Source organism: Allobranchiibius huperziae (genome assembly GCF_013410455.1).
In the GTDB taxonomy this organism is placed as follows: Bacteria; Actinomycetota; Actinomycetes; order Actinomycetales; family Dermatophilaceae; genus Allobranchiibius; species Allobranchiibius huperziae.
The window spans coordinates 3,324,317-3,338,191 of record NZ_JACCFW010000001.1 but is presented as its reverse complement, the minus strand read 5'-3'; the positions used below and the strand labels follow the sequence as shown (position 1 = coordinate 3,338,191).

14 protein-coding genes are annotated in these 13,875 nt (G+C 69.4%); 7 read left to right on the top strand and 7 right to left on the bottom strand.

All coding sequences use genetic code 11. The features are described from left to right. Positions 1–46 precede the first annotated feature (46 nt). Positions 47–643, top strand: a complete 597-nt coding sequence (locus tag HNR15_RS15885; RefSeq protein ID WP_179483285.1) for a LysE/ArgO family amino acid transporter — start codon at positions 47–49, stop codon at positions 641–643. Between the two features lie 18 nt (positions 644–661). On the opposite strand, the gene HNR15_RS15880 is transcribed toward HNR15_RS15885, so the two are convergent. Beyond that, the gene (locus tag HNR15_RS15880) at positions 662–985 is read right to left on the bottom strand and encodes a histone-like nucleoid-structuring protein Lsr2 (RefSeq protein ID WP_179483284.1); all 324 of its coding nucleotides are present in this window, start codon (positions 983–985) and stop codon (positions 662–664) included. Between the two features lie 100 nt (positions 986–1,085). Here HNR15_RS15880 and HNR15_RS15875 point away from each other — a divergent pair, with 100 nt between their 5' ends. Continuing rightward, entirely contained in the window at positions 1,086–2,462 is a 1,377-nt protein-coding gene (locus tag HNR15_RS15875) for an NAD(P)/FAD-dependent oxidoreductase (RefSeq protein WP_179483283.1), read from the top strand. A gap of 29 nt (positions 2,463–2,491) precedes the next feature. Continuing rightward, positions 2,492–3,064, top strand: coding sequence for a GNAT family N-acetyltransferase (locus HNR15_RS15870; protein WP_179483282.1), 573 nt, complete (start codon positions 2,492–2,494; stop codon positions 3,062–3,064). A 10-nt stretch (positions 3,065–3,074) separates the two neighbouring features. Here the strand turns inward: HNR15_RS15870 and HNR15_RS15865 are convergent, their stop codons facing one another. The 3 genes from HNR15_RS15865 to HNR15_RS15855 all read right to left on the bottom strand — a co-directional run bounded on the left by HNR15_RS15865 (position 3,075) and on the right by HNR15_RS15855 (position 6,935). Then, the gene (locus HNR15_RS15865; protein WP_179483281.1) at positions 3,075–3,635 is read right to left on the bottom strand and encodes a dienelactone hydrolase family protein; all 561 of its coding nucleotides are present in this window, start codon (positions 3,633–3,635) and stop codon (positions 3,075–3,077) included. A 131-nt stretch (positions 3,636–3,766) separates the two neighbouring features. After that, the gene (locus HNR15_RS15860) at positions 3,767–5,737 is read right to left on the bottom strand and encodes a S53 family peptidase (RefSeq protein ID WP_179483280.1); all 1,971 of its coding nucleotides are present in this window, start codon (positions 5,735–5,737) and stop codon (positions 3,767–3,769) included. 175 nt (positions 5,738–5,912) lie between these two features. After that, a complete protein-coding gene (locus tag HNR15_RS15855) occupies positions 5,913–6,935 on the bottom strand; it encodes a 6-phosphofructokinase (RefSeq protein ID WP_179483815.1) in 1,023 nt (340 codons plus the stop codon). Positions 6,936–7,140: 205 nt separating this feature from the next. Between HNR15_RS15855 and HNR15_RS15850 the strand changes: the two genes are divergently transcribed. Both HNR15_RS15850 and HNR15_RS15845 read left to right on the top strand, forming a co-directional pair. After that, positions 7,141–7,908, top strand: coding sequence for an alpha/beta fold hydrolase (locus HNR15_RS15850; RefSeq protein ID WP_179483279.1), 768 nt, complete (start codon positions 7,141–7,143; stop codon positions 7,906–7,908). 75 nt (positions 7,909–7,983) lie between these two features. Continuing rightward, a complete protein-coding gene (locus HNR15_RS15845; protein ID WP_179483278.1) occupies positions 7,984–9,381 on the top strand; it encodes a glucose-6-phosphate dehydrogenase in 1,398 nt (465 codons plus the stop codon). A gap of 82 nt (positions 9,382–9,463) precedes the next feature. Here HNR15_RS15845 and HNR15_RS15840 read toward each other — a convergent pair whose 3' ends face one another. Together HNR15_RS15840 and HNR15_RS15835 are read right to left on the bottom strand one after the other, a co-directional pair. After that, positions 9,464–10,288: an SDR family NAD(P)-dependent oxidoreductase gene (locus HNR15_RS15840; RefSeq protein WP_179483277.1), complete on the bottom strand. Its 825-nt coding sequence runs from the start codon at positions 10,286–10,288 to the stop codon at positions 9,464–9,466. Between the two features lie 60 nt (positions 10,289–10,348). Next, a complete protein-coding gene (locus HNR15_RS15835) occupies positions 10,349–10,747 on the bottom strand; it encodes a MerR family transcriptional regulator (RefSeq protein WP_343048563.1) in 399 nt (132 codons plus the stop codon). 250 nt (positions 10,748–10,997) lie between these two features. Between HNR15_RS15835 and HNR15_RS15830 the strand changes: the two genes are divergently transcribed. Continuing rightward, positions 10,998–11,936: a zinc-binding dehydrogenase gene (locus tag HNR15_RS15830; RefSeq protein WP_179483814.1), complete on the top strand. Its 939-nt coding sequence runs from the start codon at positions 10,998–11,000 to the stop codon at positions 11,934–11,936. Positions 11,937–12,091: 155 nt separating this feature from the next. Further along, positions 12,092–12,751, top strand: coding sequence for a Type 1 glutamine amidotransferase-like domain-containing protein (locus tag HNR15_RS15825; RefSeq protein WP_179483275.1), 660 nt, complete (start codon positions 12,092–12,094; stop codon positions 12,749–12,751). A 20-nt stretch (positions 12,752–12,771) separates the two neighbouring features. Here HNR15_RS15825 and HNR15_RS15820 read toward each other — a convergent pair whose 3' ends face one another. Further along, positions 12,772–13,785: a hypothetical protein gene (locus HNR15_RS15820; RefSeq protein WP_179483274.1), complete on the bottom strand. Its 1,014-nt coding sequence runs from the start codon at positions 13,783–13,785 to the stop codon at positions 12,772–12,774. Positions 13,786–13,875: the final 90 nt, after the last annotated feature.

Genomic DNA, 13,875 nt, shown 5'->3' with positions numbered 1-13,875 from the left:
AGGGGTGTACGGCGGCCGGATCGGTCGCTCGTACGCTGATCGCCTCATGTTGACGTCGGCGTTCACCGGTTTCGCGACCGGCCTGTCGCTGATCGTCGCGATCGGGGCGCAGAACGCGTACGTGCTACGCCAGGGACTCGCGCGCGACCACGTCGCGGTCGTCGTCGCCATCTGCGCCCTGAGCGACGCCGTGCTCATCGCGGCAGGGGTCGGTGGAGTGGGCGCTCTCGTCGCCTCGCACCCGACGGTGCTGACGCTGCTGAAGTTCGCGGGCGCGGCGTACCTGCTGTGGTTCGGCGTGCGCTCGTTGCTCGCGGCGCGGCACCCCTCCGGGCTCGGACCGGTGGTCCTGTCCGGAGCGCGATCGGTGGTCGCGACCACCCTCGCCCTCACCTTCCTCAACCCGCACGTCTATCTCGACACCGTCCTGATGCTCGGCAACATCGCCAATCAGCAGGGATCGCAGGGGCGTTGGTGGTTCGCGAGCGGTGCGGCCCTCGCGAGCGTCGTGTGGTTCTGCTCCATCGGGTACGGCGCTGCCGCCAGTGCACGCTGGCTCGTGCGGCCGCGCACCTGGCAGGTGCTCGACGTGCTGATCGGGATCACCATGATCGTGATCGCCGTCGTCCTGGTGACGAGCTGAGGCGTCGGACGGGCCGGCTCAGTTCCCGGCGGCGCGGAACCGCTCGACGACGGCATCGGGGATGCGGCCCTTGGAGGGAAGAGGAAGATCCCGCGACGTGGCCCAGGCGCGCACGGCGCGAGGGTCGACCGGGGTCTCCACCTGGCGCGGGACCGCGGGGTGCTTCGTCCCCGCGCGACGGGCATGCTCACGCCACGTCCCCAGGGTCGACCGCAGCTGCTCGGCGTGAGCCTTCGACACATCGATCTCGTATGTCACACCGTCCAGACCGAACTGGACCGTCTCCACCGCCGGACCGCCGTCGAGGTCGTCCTCCAACACGGTCACCACACGCTGCGTCATGCCGGGATCATCGCAGCCGCCCGGTCGCGAACCTGGGACCTCGGCCTGCTCCGCGCCGGACCGTCGACATCTCGGGCATTCGACCTGACAGGCTTGGTGAATGACGGTCAACGGCGCGGTCTCTCACTGGTGGTCCACTCTCGGCGGCCCGCCGGTGCGGCGCCCTGCACTCGACGGCGATCGTGACGCGGACGTTTGCATCGTCGGCGCCGGATACACGGGTCTGTGGGCAGCGTTCTACCTCAAGCAGATCCGCCCCTCCCTCGACGTGGTCGTGGTCGAGCGCGAATTCGCCGGATTCGGCGCCTCCGGCCGCAACGGCGGCTGGCTCACCGCCGCGCTCCCGGGGTCGCGCGCCGTCCTCGCGAAGGGCCCCACGGGACGGACGGGCGTGATCGACTTCGAGGCCGAGCTGCGCCGTCAGGTCGACGAGGTGATCGCGGTGTGCGCCGAATCGGACATCGACGCGGACATCGTCAAGGGCGGCGAGCTGACCGTGGCGACCACGCCGGCTCAGACCGGCCGGTTGCGGGCGGCCTACGACGAGGACCGCGGCTGGCAGGTCCCGGACGACGAATGGCTCGACGCGGCACAGGCGTCCGCCCGGATCGCGATCGACGGGGTGCGTGCGGCGATCTGGACCCCGCACTGCGCCAGGATCCATCCCGCGAAGCTCATCAAAGGGCTGGCGCGGACGGTGGAGCAGCTGGGGGTCTCGATCGTGGAGGACACCGCCGTGACCTCCATCGCGCCGCACGCCGTGCACACCGACCACGGCACGGTCCGCGCACAGCAGGTGCTGCGGTGCACCGAGGGCTTCACCGCGGGACTGCCGGGGGAGCGGCGCACCTGGTTGCCGATGAACTCCTCGATGATCGCGACCGACCCGATCCCGGCCGAGGTGTGGGCGCGGATCGGGTGGGAGGGCCGCGAGGTGCTGGGCGACGAGGCGCACGTCTACATCTACGCCCAACGCACCGCCGACGACCGGATCGCTATCGGTGGCAGGGGCGTCCCCTACCGCTACGGGTCGCGGACCGACAACGACGGCACCACCCACGAGGCCACCGTCACCCAGCTGGCCGCGGCGTTGCACCGGCTGCTGCCGGCCACCCGGGACGTGCCCGTCGCGCACGCGTGGTCCGGGGTGCTGGGCGTGCCGCGGGACTGGTCGGCGACCGTGTCGTACGACGCCTCGACGGGTCTGGGGTACAGCGGTGGATACGTCGGGCACGGAGTCACCGCGGCGTCGCTCGGCGGGCGCACGCTCGCCGAGCTGGTGACCGGCGAGGACACCGAGCGCACCCGGCTGCCCTGGGTCAACCGCACGGTGCAGCGCTGGGAGCCGGAACCGTTGCGGTGGCTGGGGGTTCGCGGCCTGTACGCGGCGTACCGGCGGGCCGACCAGCGGGAGCTCGCGACAGGGAGGTCCTCGGCGATCGCTCGGGTGGCCGACGTGGTCTCCCGCAAGCCCTGACCCACGGATCCCGGTCGTATCCTCGCTGGGTGCTGGTGACCACGACGACGCTGCAGATCACCATCTGGCCTCCGGCGCGCACCGTCGAGCTGCCGCCAGGCGCCCGGATCGACCGGGTCGGCACCACGACACCGGAATTCGCGCGCTGGCTCTACGCCGCCGTGGGCGGCCCGTGGCGCTGGACCGACCGGTTGGAGTGGACGCGCGAGCAATGGGCCGAGGAGTTGTCTCGGCCCGGTGCCGAGTTGCACGTGCTGTACGTCGATGGCGCGCCGGCCGGGTACGCGCAGCTGGCAGCGGTGGTCGAGGCCGACGCCTCCTCGGTGGAGATCCTGCACTTCGGGCTGCTCATGCACGCCGTCGGACGCGGCCTCGGCCGCGCGCTGCTCACGTACGCGATCGAGGCCGGGTGGACGCTGCCCGATCGGCACGCCCTGCCGGCGACCGGCCGCGTCTGGCTGCACACCTGCGACCTCGACGGCCCGCACGCCCTGGCCAACTACCGCGCCCGGGGTTTCGAGGTGGTGGCTCGCGCGACGGCCGAGGAGGAGCGGCCGGCCGAGCCGCTCGGCGCGTGGGTCTCGGCAGGCGGGACGACCTGAGCGGAACCGGTCAGGAGGACAGGAGATCCAGCACGCGGTGGACACTGCGGTCGCGCGCGTCGCGGTCGCCGTCGGCGACCCCGAGATCGGTGAAGAGGTGCCCGCTGCCGGGGACCACCACGTCCTCGAAGGATGCTCCCGAAGCGCGTACGGCGGCGCCGAGGGCGACCACGTCGCTCTCCTCGATGATCGGGTCGGACGCGTACCGGTGCACCTGCACCGGCATCCCCGGCCAGTCGCCGCGCACCGGCCCGACCGCGTGCAGCAGGATCGTCGCGTGCGCCGCCGGACGGGCGGCACTCAGATGCTGCGCGAATGCCGCGCCGAGCGAGAACCCGGCCAGCACGGCGTCGTCCAGCAGGTCGCCCAGCTGGTCCTTCACCCGCGCGAGCAACGTTCTGCCGCCTACCTCGTCGCGGTAGGCGATGCCTTCGGCCTGGATGTCGAAGACGTGTCCGTCGTAGAAGTCGGGGGTCCGTACGAGGTGTCCGCCGGCGCGCAACAGGTCGGCGTACTCCTCGACGGCGGGGCGCAGCCCGAGAGCGGAGTGGAGCAGCAGGATCTCGGCCATCGGGCCACCCTCTCATCGGTGGGTCGAGAGATCGGGTGACCGGGCCGGATGAGACGCGTCCGGACGCACAGGACGGGGGCCCCGGCATACCGGAGCCCCCGTCTGATGCGATCGACCGATCGCAGGTCGTGCTACTTCAGCAGTGCTGCCAGGAACGCCTTGGTCGACGTCGGCACACCGAACCCGGTCAGGTTGTCGTATCCCTTGTCCGAGGTCAGCGTCTGGTCCTCGAGGTTCTGGGAGTTGACGCTCACCGTGGTCAGTGCCTGGTAGATCGCACCCGTCGTCTTGTTGACGAAGTTGGCCTTCAGCTCGAAGCCGTGCGTGAGCTGGTTGCCCGCGATGTCGGTGAGGCCGGCGTGGCCCGCACCGTAGATCTTCGGGTTCAGGAAGCCCAGTCGCTTCCCGGCCAGCGCGAGGGTGCCGGCAGTCCACGGCGAGGACCAGCTGGTCCCGCCGATCTTGCTGAGGGTGAAGTCACCCGAAGCCGTCGATCCGTCGTGGTACCCGATCAGGTATCCGGTGTACGGGTCGGCCGCGCCGGCCAGGTCGGGGTAGACCCGGTGCGGGTCGACTCCGGCGAAGCGGGTCGGGACCACGCCCTGCTGGTAGTAGGGCTGCGCGTGGTAGTTGCTCGTGCCACCGCCACCGCCGTACCGGTAGGTCCAAGAACCCCAGGTGTCGTTGGACAGGATGCTGCGCTCGGTGTTCCAGCCCTGCTCCCAGCCGACCTTCGAACCGGAGACGTTGGACGTGCCGAGCGACGTTCCGCCGACGGCCGTGACCCACGGGTTCGCGGCCGGGTAGTCCGGACTCGGCGGGGTCACCTTCTGATTGCCGTTCGTGTTGTCGCCCTCGTCGCCGGAGGAGAAGAGCACCGGGATGCCCTGCGCCGCGGCCTGCATGAAGACCGAGCTGTACGCGTCGTTCGTCGCCGCGTCGTTGGTCTCGCTGCCACCCCAGGAGTCGGTGATGACGTCGACCTTGTTGCCGTCCACCAGGGCGTGCAGCGCGGTGAGGAGCGAGTCGTCCAGTGGCGCGGCCGCCGCCGAGTAGACGATGTTGGCGTCCGGGGCGGCGCCGTGGATCGACTGCACATCCAGAGCCTGCTCGACGTTCACGCCGCCGGAGTCGGTGTTGTCGCAGTAGTCGGAGTTGTAGCCGCCCGCCGGTGCCAGCACCTGGTACTGGCTGGACTTCAGCTTCTGGTAGCCGAGGTCACCCGCCCAGGTGTTGGTGTCGTTGAAGATTCGCGGGTCGTTGCACCACAGCGTGATGCCGACCTTCATGCCCTTGCCGGTGGACTTCACCTTGTTGATGCCGCGTGCGGCCTGCATCTGCTGCGGGGTGTAGCCGCACATCGAGCCGGGGAGCTTCTTGTTCAGTGGAGCCTTGCCCGCCGGGATGTAGGGCAGCGTGTACTGCCCGTAGTACGCGGAGCAGGCGTCACTGGTGCCGGACTTCGCGGAGGTCGTGGCGCCCAACGATTTGAGGTTGGGGGTCGCCTTCTTGGACGTGGTGTCCGGGCGCACGTTGGTGGTGTGCAGCAGTCGCGACTGGTCCAGGCCGACGACGCCCGCGATCGACCCGGCGAGGTTCGCGGGGACGGTGACGGAGGTCGCCGGCGCGGTGAAGGTGCGCGCACCGGTCTTGTACGAGTGGATCTTGGTCGCGAAGGCCTTCTGCACCGCGGAGGTGGAACCGCTCACCGTGATGAACGTGCGGGTCGGGGACACCTTGCCGGGCTTGAGGCCCTGGCTGCGCAGCCACGCCGTCACCTGGGCGACCTCCGCGGAGGTCGCGGAGTACCGCGCGGCGTACTGGCCGGGGGTGATGAACTTGCGGTACGACGCGCTTGAGGGGTCGGAGACCGCGCGTACGAACGACTGCAGTCCAGCCGCGTTGCGCGGTTGCAGGGTGACAATGAATGTCGAAGCGGCGCTCGCGCTGGGCGAGCCGATCACCTTGCCCGGTGAGGCAACGGAACGGGCGACGACCTTGCGTGCCGCGGACGGCTGGGCGGCCGCGGAGGTCGGGATCACGCTGGTGGCGGCGCCGGCGGCGAGTGCCACCGCCCCCGCTACGGTGAGTGCCTTTTTCATGTGAATCCTTCCGGAAACATGCTCGCGGACCCTGTTTGAGCCGACGCGAGAGGATGGTTCACCTTGGACACACGTGCACAGGAACCGCAACGGGTAGACAGAAGATTGACTGGATATTTACCCTTGGTCCGCAATTTCTGCTGCGAATCAGTCGGATTCGCGACGCGCGGCCGTATCAGCCGAATAGGATCGCCGCTTCGTCCCACCGCTCGCGCGGGACGGTCTTCAACACCGTGGTCGCCGCGTGCAGGTCGACGTGCACGATCGATTCCCCGGACAGCGACACCATCGACCCCCACCGCTCGGCGATGACGGCGTCGATCGCGGCCGCCCCGAACCGCGTTGCGAGCACCCGGTCGTACGCAGTCGGCACCCCACCGCGCTGCAGGTGGCCGAGGCGTGCCGTGCGTGTCTCGATGCCGGTCTGCTCCTCGATCATCGGGGCGATCGTCTCCCCGATGCCGCCGAGGCGCGGCCGGCCGAAGGCGTCCAGTCCCCGCGGCGCGGTCGCACGCTCCTCGCCGGCCGGGATGAATCCTTCCGCGACCACGACGACCGGTGCGCGACCTCGGGATTGGGCGCTGCGCACCCACTCGCACACCTGGTCCAGCGACACCGGGATCTCCGGGATCAGCACCGCGTGGGCCCCGGACGCGAGCCCGGCGTGCAGTGCGATCCATCCCACGTGCCGGCCCATCACCTCGACCACCATGCAGCGGTGGTGCGACTCCGCGGTCGTGCGCAGCCGGTCGATCGACTCGGTCGCGATCGCCACGGCGGTGTCGAAGCCGAAGGTGTAGTCGGTGGCGGACAGGTCGTTGTCGATGGTCTTGGGGACGCCGACGACCGGGAGCCCGTCGTCGGACAGGCGACGCGCGGCGGTCAGGGTGCCCTCGCCGCCGATCGCGATCAACGCGTTCATGGAGTGTCGCTGCATCACCTCGCGCACCCGCTCGGACCCGCCGTGCTCGAACGGGTTGGTGCGCGAAGTGCCGAGGATGGTGCCGCCCTGGCGGGACAGGCCGCGTACGTCGTGGCGCGGCAGGTCGGCGACGTCGTCCTCGACAATGCCCCGCCATCCGTCCCGAATGCCGACGAACCTCTCCTGGTAGATGCGATCGCCCTTGATGACCGCACCGCGGATCACTGCGTTGAGTCCGGGGCAGTCGCCGCCGCTGGTCAGGATGCCGATGGTCACGGACTCACTGCTCATTTCTGGTGAGGGCACGTACGGGCGGGACGACGGGCCGCGGCTCGTCGTCGTTCTCCGAGGGTCATCGGATCGTGCCAAACCGTTTCGCCGCAAGTTACCCCAAGGTAAGGTCGCGCTGACAGCCCCCAGGCGAGGAGTGACGATGACCAGCACCATCTCGTAGTCGCGTACCGGATCCGGTGAACCCATCGTGCTGATCCACGGCATCGGGCACCGCCGGGAGGCGTGGAATCGGGTGCCCGAACTGCTGGCGCCGGACTTCGACGTGATCAACATCGACCTTCCCGGGCACGGCAGGTCGCCTGCTCCGGGCAAGCCGGCGGGTTACACGATCACCAGCTACGCCGATCAGGTCGAGGAACTGCTGCGGGAACTGGCAGTGACCCAGCCGCACGTGGCCGGCAACTCCCTCGGCGGGATCCTGGCACTGGAGCTGGCGGCCCGCGGAAGCGTGCAGAGCTGCGCGGCGTTCTCGCCCGCCGGGTTCTGGTCCAAGGCGGAGCTCGGACTCCTCGCGATGAATCTGCTCGCGCTGAAGGTGTCGTCTTACGCGCCCGGTCCGGTCATCGAGGCCGTCTGCGGCAACGAGCGGCTGCGGGCGATCTCGATGCGCTCGCTCTACGTGCACCCGGAGCACCTCAGCACCGAGGAGGCGATCGGCGACACGTACAACTTGCGCCGGGCCAAGGGGTTCTGGCCCTGCTTCATCCGAGGGATCGGTTTGTCGTACAAGCAGATTCCGCTCGTGCCGAGCACTATCGCGTGGGGTGAGAAGGACCGGCTGCTGCTCCCGCGGCAGGCCGGCCGCGCCGCGCGGAAGCTGCCCAGCGTCACCCACGTGCCGTTGCCGGACTGTGGCCACGTGCCGATGGTCGACCACCCCGAGCTGATCGCGAGCGTTATCCGCGAGACCACCGCACGGGTCGGCGTACGCCAGTTGTCGTCCGTCCCGGGCTGAGCCCGGCCGCGGCTCGTGCGACGGGCATGTGCGAGGTCGCACGTGCTCGGCCGGGCGGCGTGGAATGCTGACGGCATGGCCACCACGGACGATCCCGTCACCCTGCTCATCCTCGGCGCCAGCGGCGACCTGACCCAGCGACTGCTGCTGCCCGGACTCGGGAGTCTGCTGCACATCGAGCCGGACCGGAAGGTCGAACTCTTCGGGGTCGGCCGTACCGGGTTGGACGACGCCGAGTGGCACCGTCGGATCCGAACGGCGTTCCAGGAGACCGGTGTCACCAAGCGGCGTACCGACCAGGTCGTGAAGTCGGCGCGCTGGCTGACCGCTGACGCGACGCAGGGCGATCACCTCAAGTGGTTGCTCGAACAGTGCTCCGACGGGCCGGTCGTCATCTACTTCGCGCTGCCGCCGGCCGTGTCGATCAAGATCTGCGCGCTGCTGGAGAAGCTGGACGTGCCGGCGGACCTGCGGCTCGCGCTGGAGAAGCCGTTCGGCGAGGACGAGAAGAGCGCGCGGGCGCTCAACGCGCAGCTGCACCGGGTGGTGGCGGAGGACCAGATCTTCCGCATCGACCACTTCATGGGCACCGCGACCGTGCTGAACCTGGTGGGTCTGCGGTTCGCCAACCGGGTGATGGGCCCGATCTGGAGCTCCGAGCACATCGAGCGTGTGGAGATCCTCTACGACGAGGCACTGGCACTGGAGGGCCGCGCGGGCTACTACGACACCGCGGGCGCGTTGCGCGACATGCTGCAGAGCCACCTGCTGCAGGTGATGTCCATCTTCGCGATGGAGCCCATCGCCCAACTGCACCCGCAGGAGCTGGCCGACCTGAAGGCGCAGGTGCTGCGTGCCACCCACCTGTGGCAGGACTCGCCCAAGCGCGCCACGCGACGCGCCCGCTACACGGCCGGCACCCTGGACGGCAAGAAGATCCCGTCGTACGTCGACGAGGAGGGAGTGGATCCCAAGAACGGCACCGAGACCCTCGCCCAGGTCAAGCTCGAGGTGCGCAACAGCCGGTGGTCCGGTGTGCCCATCACGCTGCGCAGCGGCAAGGCGCTCGGCGCTGCCCGCAAACAGATCGTCTGCTACTTCCGTCCTGTGGATCACGTCCCCGAGGGGTTCAACGGGGACGCGCAGGCTGACAGGCTGGTGATCAACCTCAAGCCCGGTGCGGTCTCCCTGGAACTGACGATGAACGCCGAGGGCGATCCGCTCGGTCTGGAGCAGAAAGTGCTGAACGCCGACCTGACGGCCGCCCGCATGCAGGCGTACGGAGAGGTGTTGCGCGACATCCTCGACGGCAACCCGTTGCTCTCCGTGCGTGCGGATGCAGCCGAGTTGGGTTGGCACATCATGGATCCCGTCCTCAAGGCGTGGGCGAAGGACCGGGTGCCGCTGGAGGACTACGCCGCCGGCTCGGCCGGTCCGGAGAACTGGCTGCCCTCGGACTCGGTCGTCGGCTGAGGCGCATCAGCTGCGGGCCGACGTTCGGCCGGAGCATCACGTCCCCGGCCGGGGCAAGTCCTCGACGCCACCGGTTCGCGGGTCAGTGCAGGTACGACGCGCCGTTGAAGTCGACGATCGCGCCCGAGGCCCATTCGGCTCCCGGCTCGGCCAGCGTCATGACCGCAGCCGCGACCTCTTGTGGGGTGGCCACCCGGCCGAAGGGACTCTGGGCGCGTACGGCATCGCCCTGCGGTCCGTCGAGCACGGCTGCTCCCATGTCGGTGGCGATGAATCCGGGTGCGATGCCGACGCACGCGATCCCGTGGGGTGCCAACGCGACGGCGAGCGACTGGGTCATCGCATGCACCCCGGCCTTGCTCGCGCCGTAGGCCGGCACCTGCGGCTCACCCCGGTAGGCACCCCGCGACCCGACCGTGACGATGCGCCCCCTGGGCAGGTCGTGAGCGGGATCGACCTCCATCATGTGCCGCGCCACGAGATAGGTGACGTTGGCCGTGCCCAGCAGGTTGACGTCGGTCGTGCGGCGCCATCCCTGCACCCAGTCCTCGTATGACGAGTGTTCGACGCTCAGGTCCAGTCGCCTGCCCTGCGTGGACGGGTCCTCGGCGAACAGCGCGGCATTGTTCACGAGCACATCGATCCGCCCGAGAGCAGCGGCGGCCTCCCCGACGAGACGCTCGACCTGCTGCGGGTCGGCCAGGTCGCCCTGCACCACGGTGTGCCCGTCGCCTTCGAGTCCGGCGGCCACGGCCTCGGCCTCGGCGCGTGAGGAGCGGTAGTGCACGGCGACTCGGTCGCCGCACACGGACGCGAAGACGCGCGCCACCTCGGCGCCGACCCCGCGCGATGCTCCGGTGACCAGGACGCCGCGGCGGGGCGGTGTGGACGGCTCAGAAATCGTCATACCGGCCATCCTGCCGCCCGTGCACGCGGCCCCCGCGACACGCCCGGTCGCCGCCGCATCTCATGGTTCACGTGGAACGGACCAGATCTTGTCGGCCGATCCCTGCTCGAGGCGCTCGCGATATGCCTGGATCTTGCCGTTGATCATCTCCAGGTCCATCGACAACTGGGCTTGCTGAGCCAGCACGCGCTCGCGCTGTGCCTCGAGCAGGTGCAGACGGTCGGCCTCGTTGCCCGGCCCGGCACGCACGAGGTCGACGTAGCGGCGGATGAGGTCCGTCGACATGCCGAGGCTCCGCAGCTTCTTGCACGTGTGGATCCACTCGAGTTCGGCGCTTCCGTACCGCCGCGTCCCACCGCTGGTGCGCATCGGCGTCGTGGGCATCATTCCGGAGCGCTCGTAGTAGCGCAGGGTGTGCACGCTGACACCGCTGAGGCGGGCGGCCTCAGCGATGGACACCCCGTCGTCCGGCCTCGCGGTGGGGGAATCGAGGTCTTGCCGAGGCTGACTGCCCATGTTCATCCCGTCCGCGTGCCGACCCGTGCTCGAGGCACCGTCGACCGCTCGTGCGAGGTCAGCTCTTGACTTAGAGCGCGCTCTAGATTCTAGCGTGATGGATACGCGATGAGACCCGGTTCCGGTGCTCTGACATCGCAGGCCACTGACAGCGTGGTCAGGCCCTCACGGAAGAGGAACAGTTGTGAGTTCAATGCGCGCGATCGTCGTCGACCCCGATCTCAGGCAGCGGCTCGGCGTTGCCGAGGTCGACCGGCCCGAACCGGGCCCGCACCAAGCTCTGGTTCAGGTCGAAGCGACCTCGCTGAACCGCGGTGACCTGCTCGCCGTGCAGGTCGCCGAGGCCGGCTGGCGGCCCGGGCACGACCTCGCGGGAACGGTGATCGCCGCGGCCGCGGACGGCACCGGGCCCACGGCGGGCAGCCGCGTCGTCGGTCTGCTCGACTCCGGAGCATGGGCCGAGCAGGTAGCCATCGCCACCGATCGACTGGCCGAGTTGCCCGACGCAGTGTCCTTCGCACAGGCATCGACGTTGCCGACCGCCGGACTCACCGCCCACCGGGCGGTGGAGAAGGGTGGATCGCTCCTGGGCAAGCGGGTGCTGATCACCGGTTCAACCGGCGGTGTCGGCCTGTTCGCCCATCAACTCGCCACGAGCAGCGGCGCGTTCGTCGTCGGAACCTCCCGGCAGCCGCGCCACGAGACCGTCGTGCGGGATCTCGGTGCAGACGAGGTCGTCGTGGGTGACGACCTCTCCTCTGCACGTGCGTTCGGCCCCTACGACCTCGTCGTGGAGTCGCTGGGTGGGGCTGCGCTCGCGCACGCCATGGGGATGCTGGTGCCCGGCGGCACGTGCGTCTCCTTCGGCTGGTCGGTGTCTGCGCACGTCGAACTGGACCTGCAGGAGTTCCTGGCCGTCGGCGGCGGCACTCTCTACGGCCTGCGGATGTACAACGAGCTGCTGATCCGACCTGCCAGCGAGGACCTGCGGCTGCTCGCCGAGCTGGTCGCGGACCGGCGACTGCGCATCCCGATCGAGGCCGAAGGCAGCTGGGAGGACATCGGCGACATCGCGCACGGCCTGATGAACCGGACATTCACCGGCAAGGCTGTGCTGCACCTGCACCGCTGAACGGACCACCCTGCGACCGAGAAGGTGGGTGAGTGCATCCGTTCCCTGGTGCCGGTGAGGGATGGTTGATCGCCTGCATCCCGGCGCGGTGCGCTGCGTCAGGAACCGCCTAGGCTTTTCGCTGCTGGTGTGTCCCGACGGGCAGAGGAGACGCGATGAAGCTGTTGCTCACATCGTGCGGAATCACCAATGCGAGCCTCCGCAACGCCTTGGTGGACCTGTTGGGCAAGCCGATCTCCGAGTGCAGCGCGCTCCTCATTCCCACAGCCGCATACAGCTTCCCTGACGGTCCGGACCTGGCCCTGAGGCTGATCGACGGAACCGCCACGAGTCCCTTGTCCGGGTTGGGGTGGAAGTCGCTGGGGGTACTCGAGCTCAGCGTGTTGCCGACCGTCCGATTGGAGAACTGGGTCCCGCGGCTGCGCGAGACCGACGCCCTGCTGGTCGGCGGCGGCGATCCGATGTTCCTCTGCAGGTGGATGCGTCGATCCGGGCTGGCAGACCTCCTCCCGTCGCTCGACAGCGTCTACGTGGGCGTGAGCGGTGGAAGCGTCGCCGTCGGCGCGGTCGGGGACGACTACGACGGCCGTGACGAGCCCGTCGGGGTCGCTGAGGCAATCGGACTGGTCCAGTTCGCGATCTACCCGCACCTCGACCACCCGGATATGCCCGATGCCGCCCTCGCAGAGATCGAGCGGTGGGCCGGCCGGCTGTCGTCTCCGACCTACGCCATCGACGACCAGACAGCTATAAGAGTCGTCGACGGCGAAGTCGATGTGATCTCAGAGGGTCGATGGGAGCTGGTAGGGGCTTGACCGAAGCGCGGCTCACGTGCTCACTCCGACGTAGCGGGTCTGATGTCACGTGCGGTGAGGTGGATCGGCCAGAAGCACAGCGCGAGTACGGCCAGGACCAGGCCGCTGTTGGGGTCGGTGCCCTGCCCTGTCGCGATCCCCCCGAAGTCTTGGGCGACCACCCAGATGCCCATCGACAGCAGGATCGCCAGGGCTACACCGGCTCGGGCCAGGGCGGGGGAGGCAAGGACGCTGAGCGCGATCAGAACGCAACATGCCGCAAGGATGATCGAGATCCCCGTGTCGTGCCCGATAGCGGAACGCGCGGCCCACGCGTCGATGTCGGCGATCCAGTGGGGTTCGCCGTCGCTCAGTCCCGCAAGCAGGTCGTGGACGGCGCCCGGGGCACGGTTGGCAGGAAGGAGCGCCTCGACGGCGAAACCGAGCCAAAGGAGCAGCCAGACCCCGGTCGCGGCCGCGCGGAGTGGGCTGCTGGTCGCGACGCTGATCGGTGGTCGCGGGCTGTGCACCGCAGGGTGGGTCGGCGGCCACAGGAGGGCCGCGATCACGGCGTAGAGCACGACGGCGCCGGGTAGACCGGCCAGGGGCGACACCGGCCCGGTCAGAATCCCGCCGAGGCCTTCGCCGAGCCACCAGACCAGGAGCGCCCACACGATCGAGGCGGACAATGCCGGCTTGACCGTGCGGTGCCAGAACAGACCCAGCGCGATGAGCAGCTGGACGGTGGCGAACACGGCGTTCAGCACCACGATGTGATGGGCCATGAGGGTGGCTGACCACTCGACCGGGCCATGGACCCAACCTGGGTTGCCCTCGGCGGTGGGTCGGATCACCTCGCGAGGGAACGCTCCGGTGAACATGTACGGCTGGAACTGCAGTGCGGCATCCAGCAGCCACAACAACCCCAGGGCCCAGAGCAATGTACGGCGCCATCGCACCAGCGGGAGCCCCCACGACCTATCGGTGGCCGCGTCGCCGCCGTCCGATGTCGCGGCGCCCGCCGGCGGGGTGACCGAAGACTTCTGAACACGCATCAGCAACCTCCTTCGCGTCGCCACGTGGCGCCGCCACGCACGGTGTTCGGAACCGAGGGCGCATCGGACGTGGGGGTGATGGTTCCGGTG

Excerpts from the sequence above, each read along its gene's own strand:
- HNR15_RS15865 (WP_179483281.1), bottom strand. The coding sequence starts at position 3,635 with ATGGCCGAGATCCTGCTGCTCCACTCCGCTCTCGGGCTGCGCCCCGCC.
- HNR15_RS15830 (WP_179483814.1), top strand. The coding sequence starts at position 10,998 with ATGCGCGCGATCGTCGTCGACCCCGATCTCAGGCAGCGGCTCGGCGTT.
- HNR15_RS15885 (WP_179483285.1), top strand. The coding sequence starts at position 47 with ATGTTGACGTCGGCGTTCACCGGTTTCGCGACCGGCCTGTCGCTGATC.
- HNR15_RS15840 (WP_179483277.1), bottom strand. The coding sequence starts at position 10,288 with ATGACGATTTCTGAGCCGTCCACACCGCCCCGCCGCGGCGTCCTGGTC.
- HNR15_RS15820 (WP_179483274.1), bottom strand. The coding sequence starts at position 13,785 with ATGCGTGTTCAGAAGTCTTCGGTCACCCCGCCGGCGGGCGCCGCGACA.
- HNR15_RS15880 (WP_179483284.1), bottom strand. The coding sequence starts at position 985 with ATGACGCAGCGTGTGGTGACCGTGTTGGAGGACGACCTCGACGGCGGT.
- HNR15_RS15860 (WP_179483280.1), bottom strand. The coding sequence starts at position 5,737 with ATGAAAAAGGCACTCACCGTAGCGGGGGCGGTGGCACTCGCCGCCGGC.
- HNR15_RS15845 (WP_179483278.1), top strand. The coding sequence starts at position 7,984 with ATGGCCACCACGGACGATCCCGTCACCCTGCTCATCCTCGGCGCCAGC.
- HNR15_RS15875 (WP_179483283.1), top strand. The coding sequence starts at position 1,086 with ATGACGGTCAACGGCGCGGTCTCTCACTGGTGGTCCACTCTCGGCGGC.
- HNR15_RS15825 (WP_179483275.1), top strand. The coding sequence starts at position 12,092 with ATGAAGCTGTTGCTCACATCGTGCGGAATCACCAATGCGAGCCTCCGC.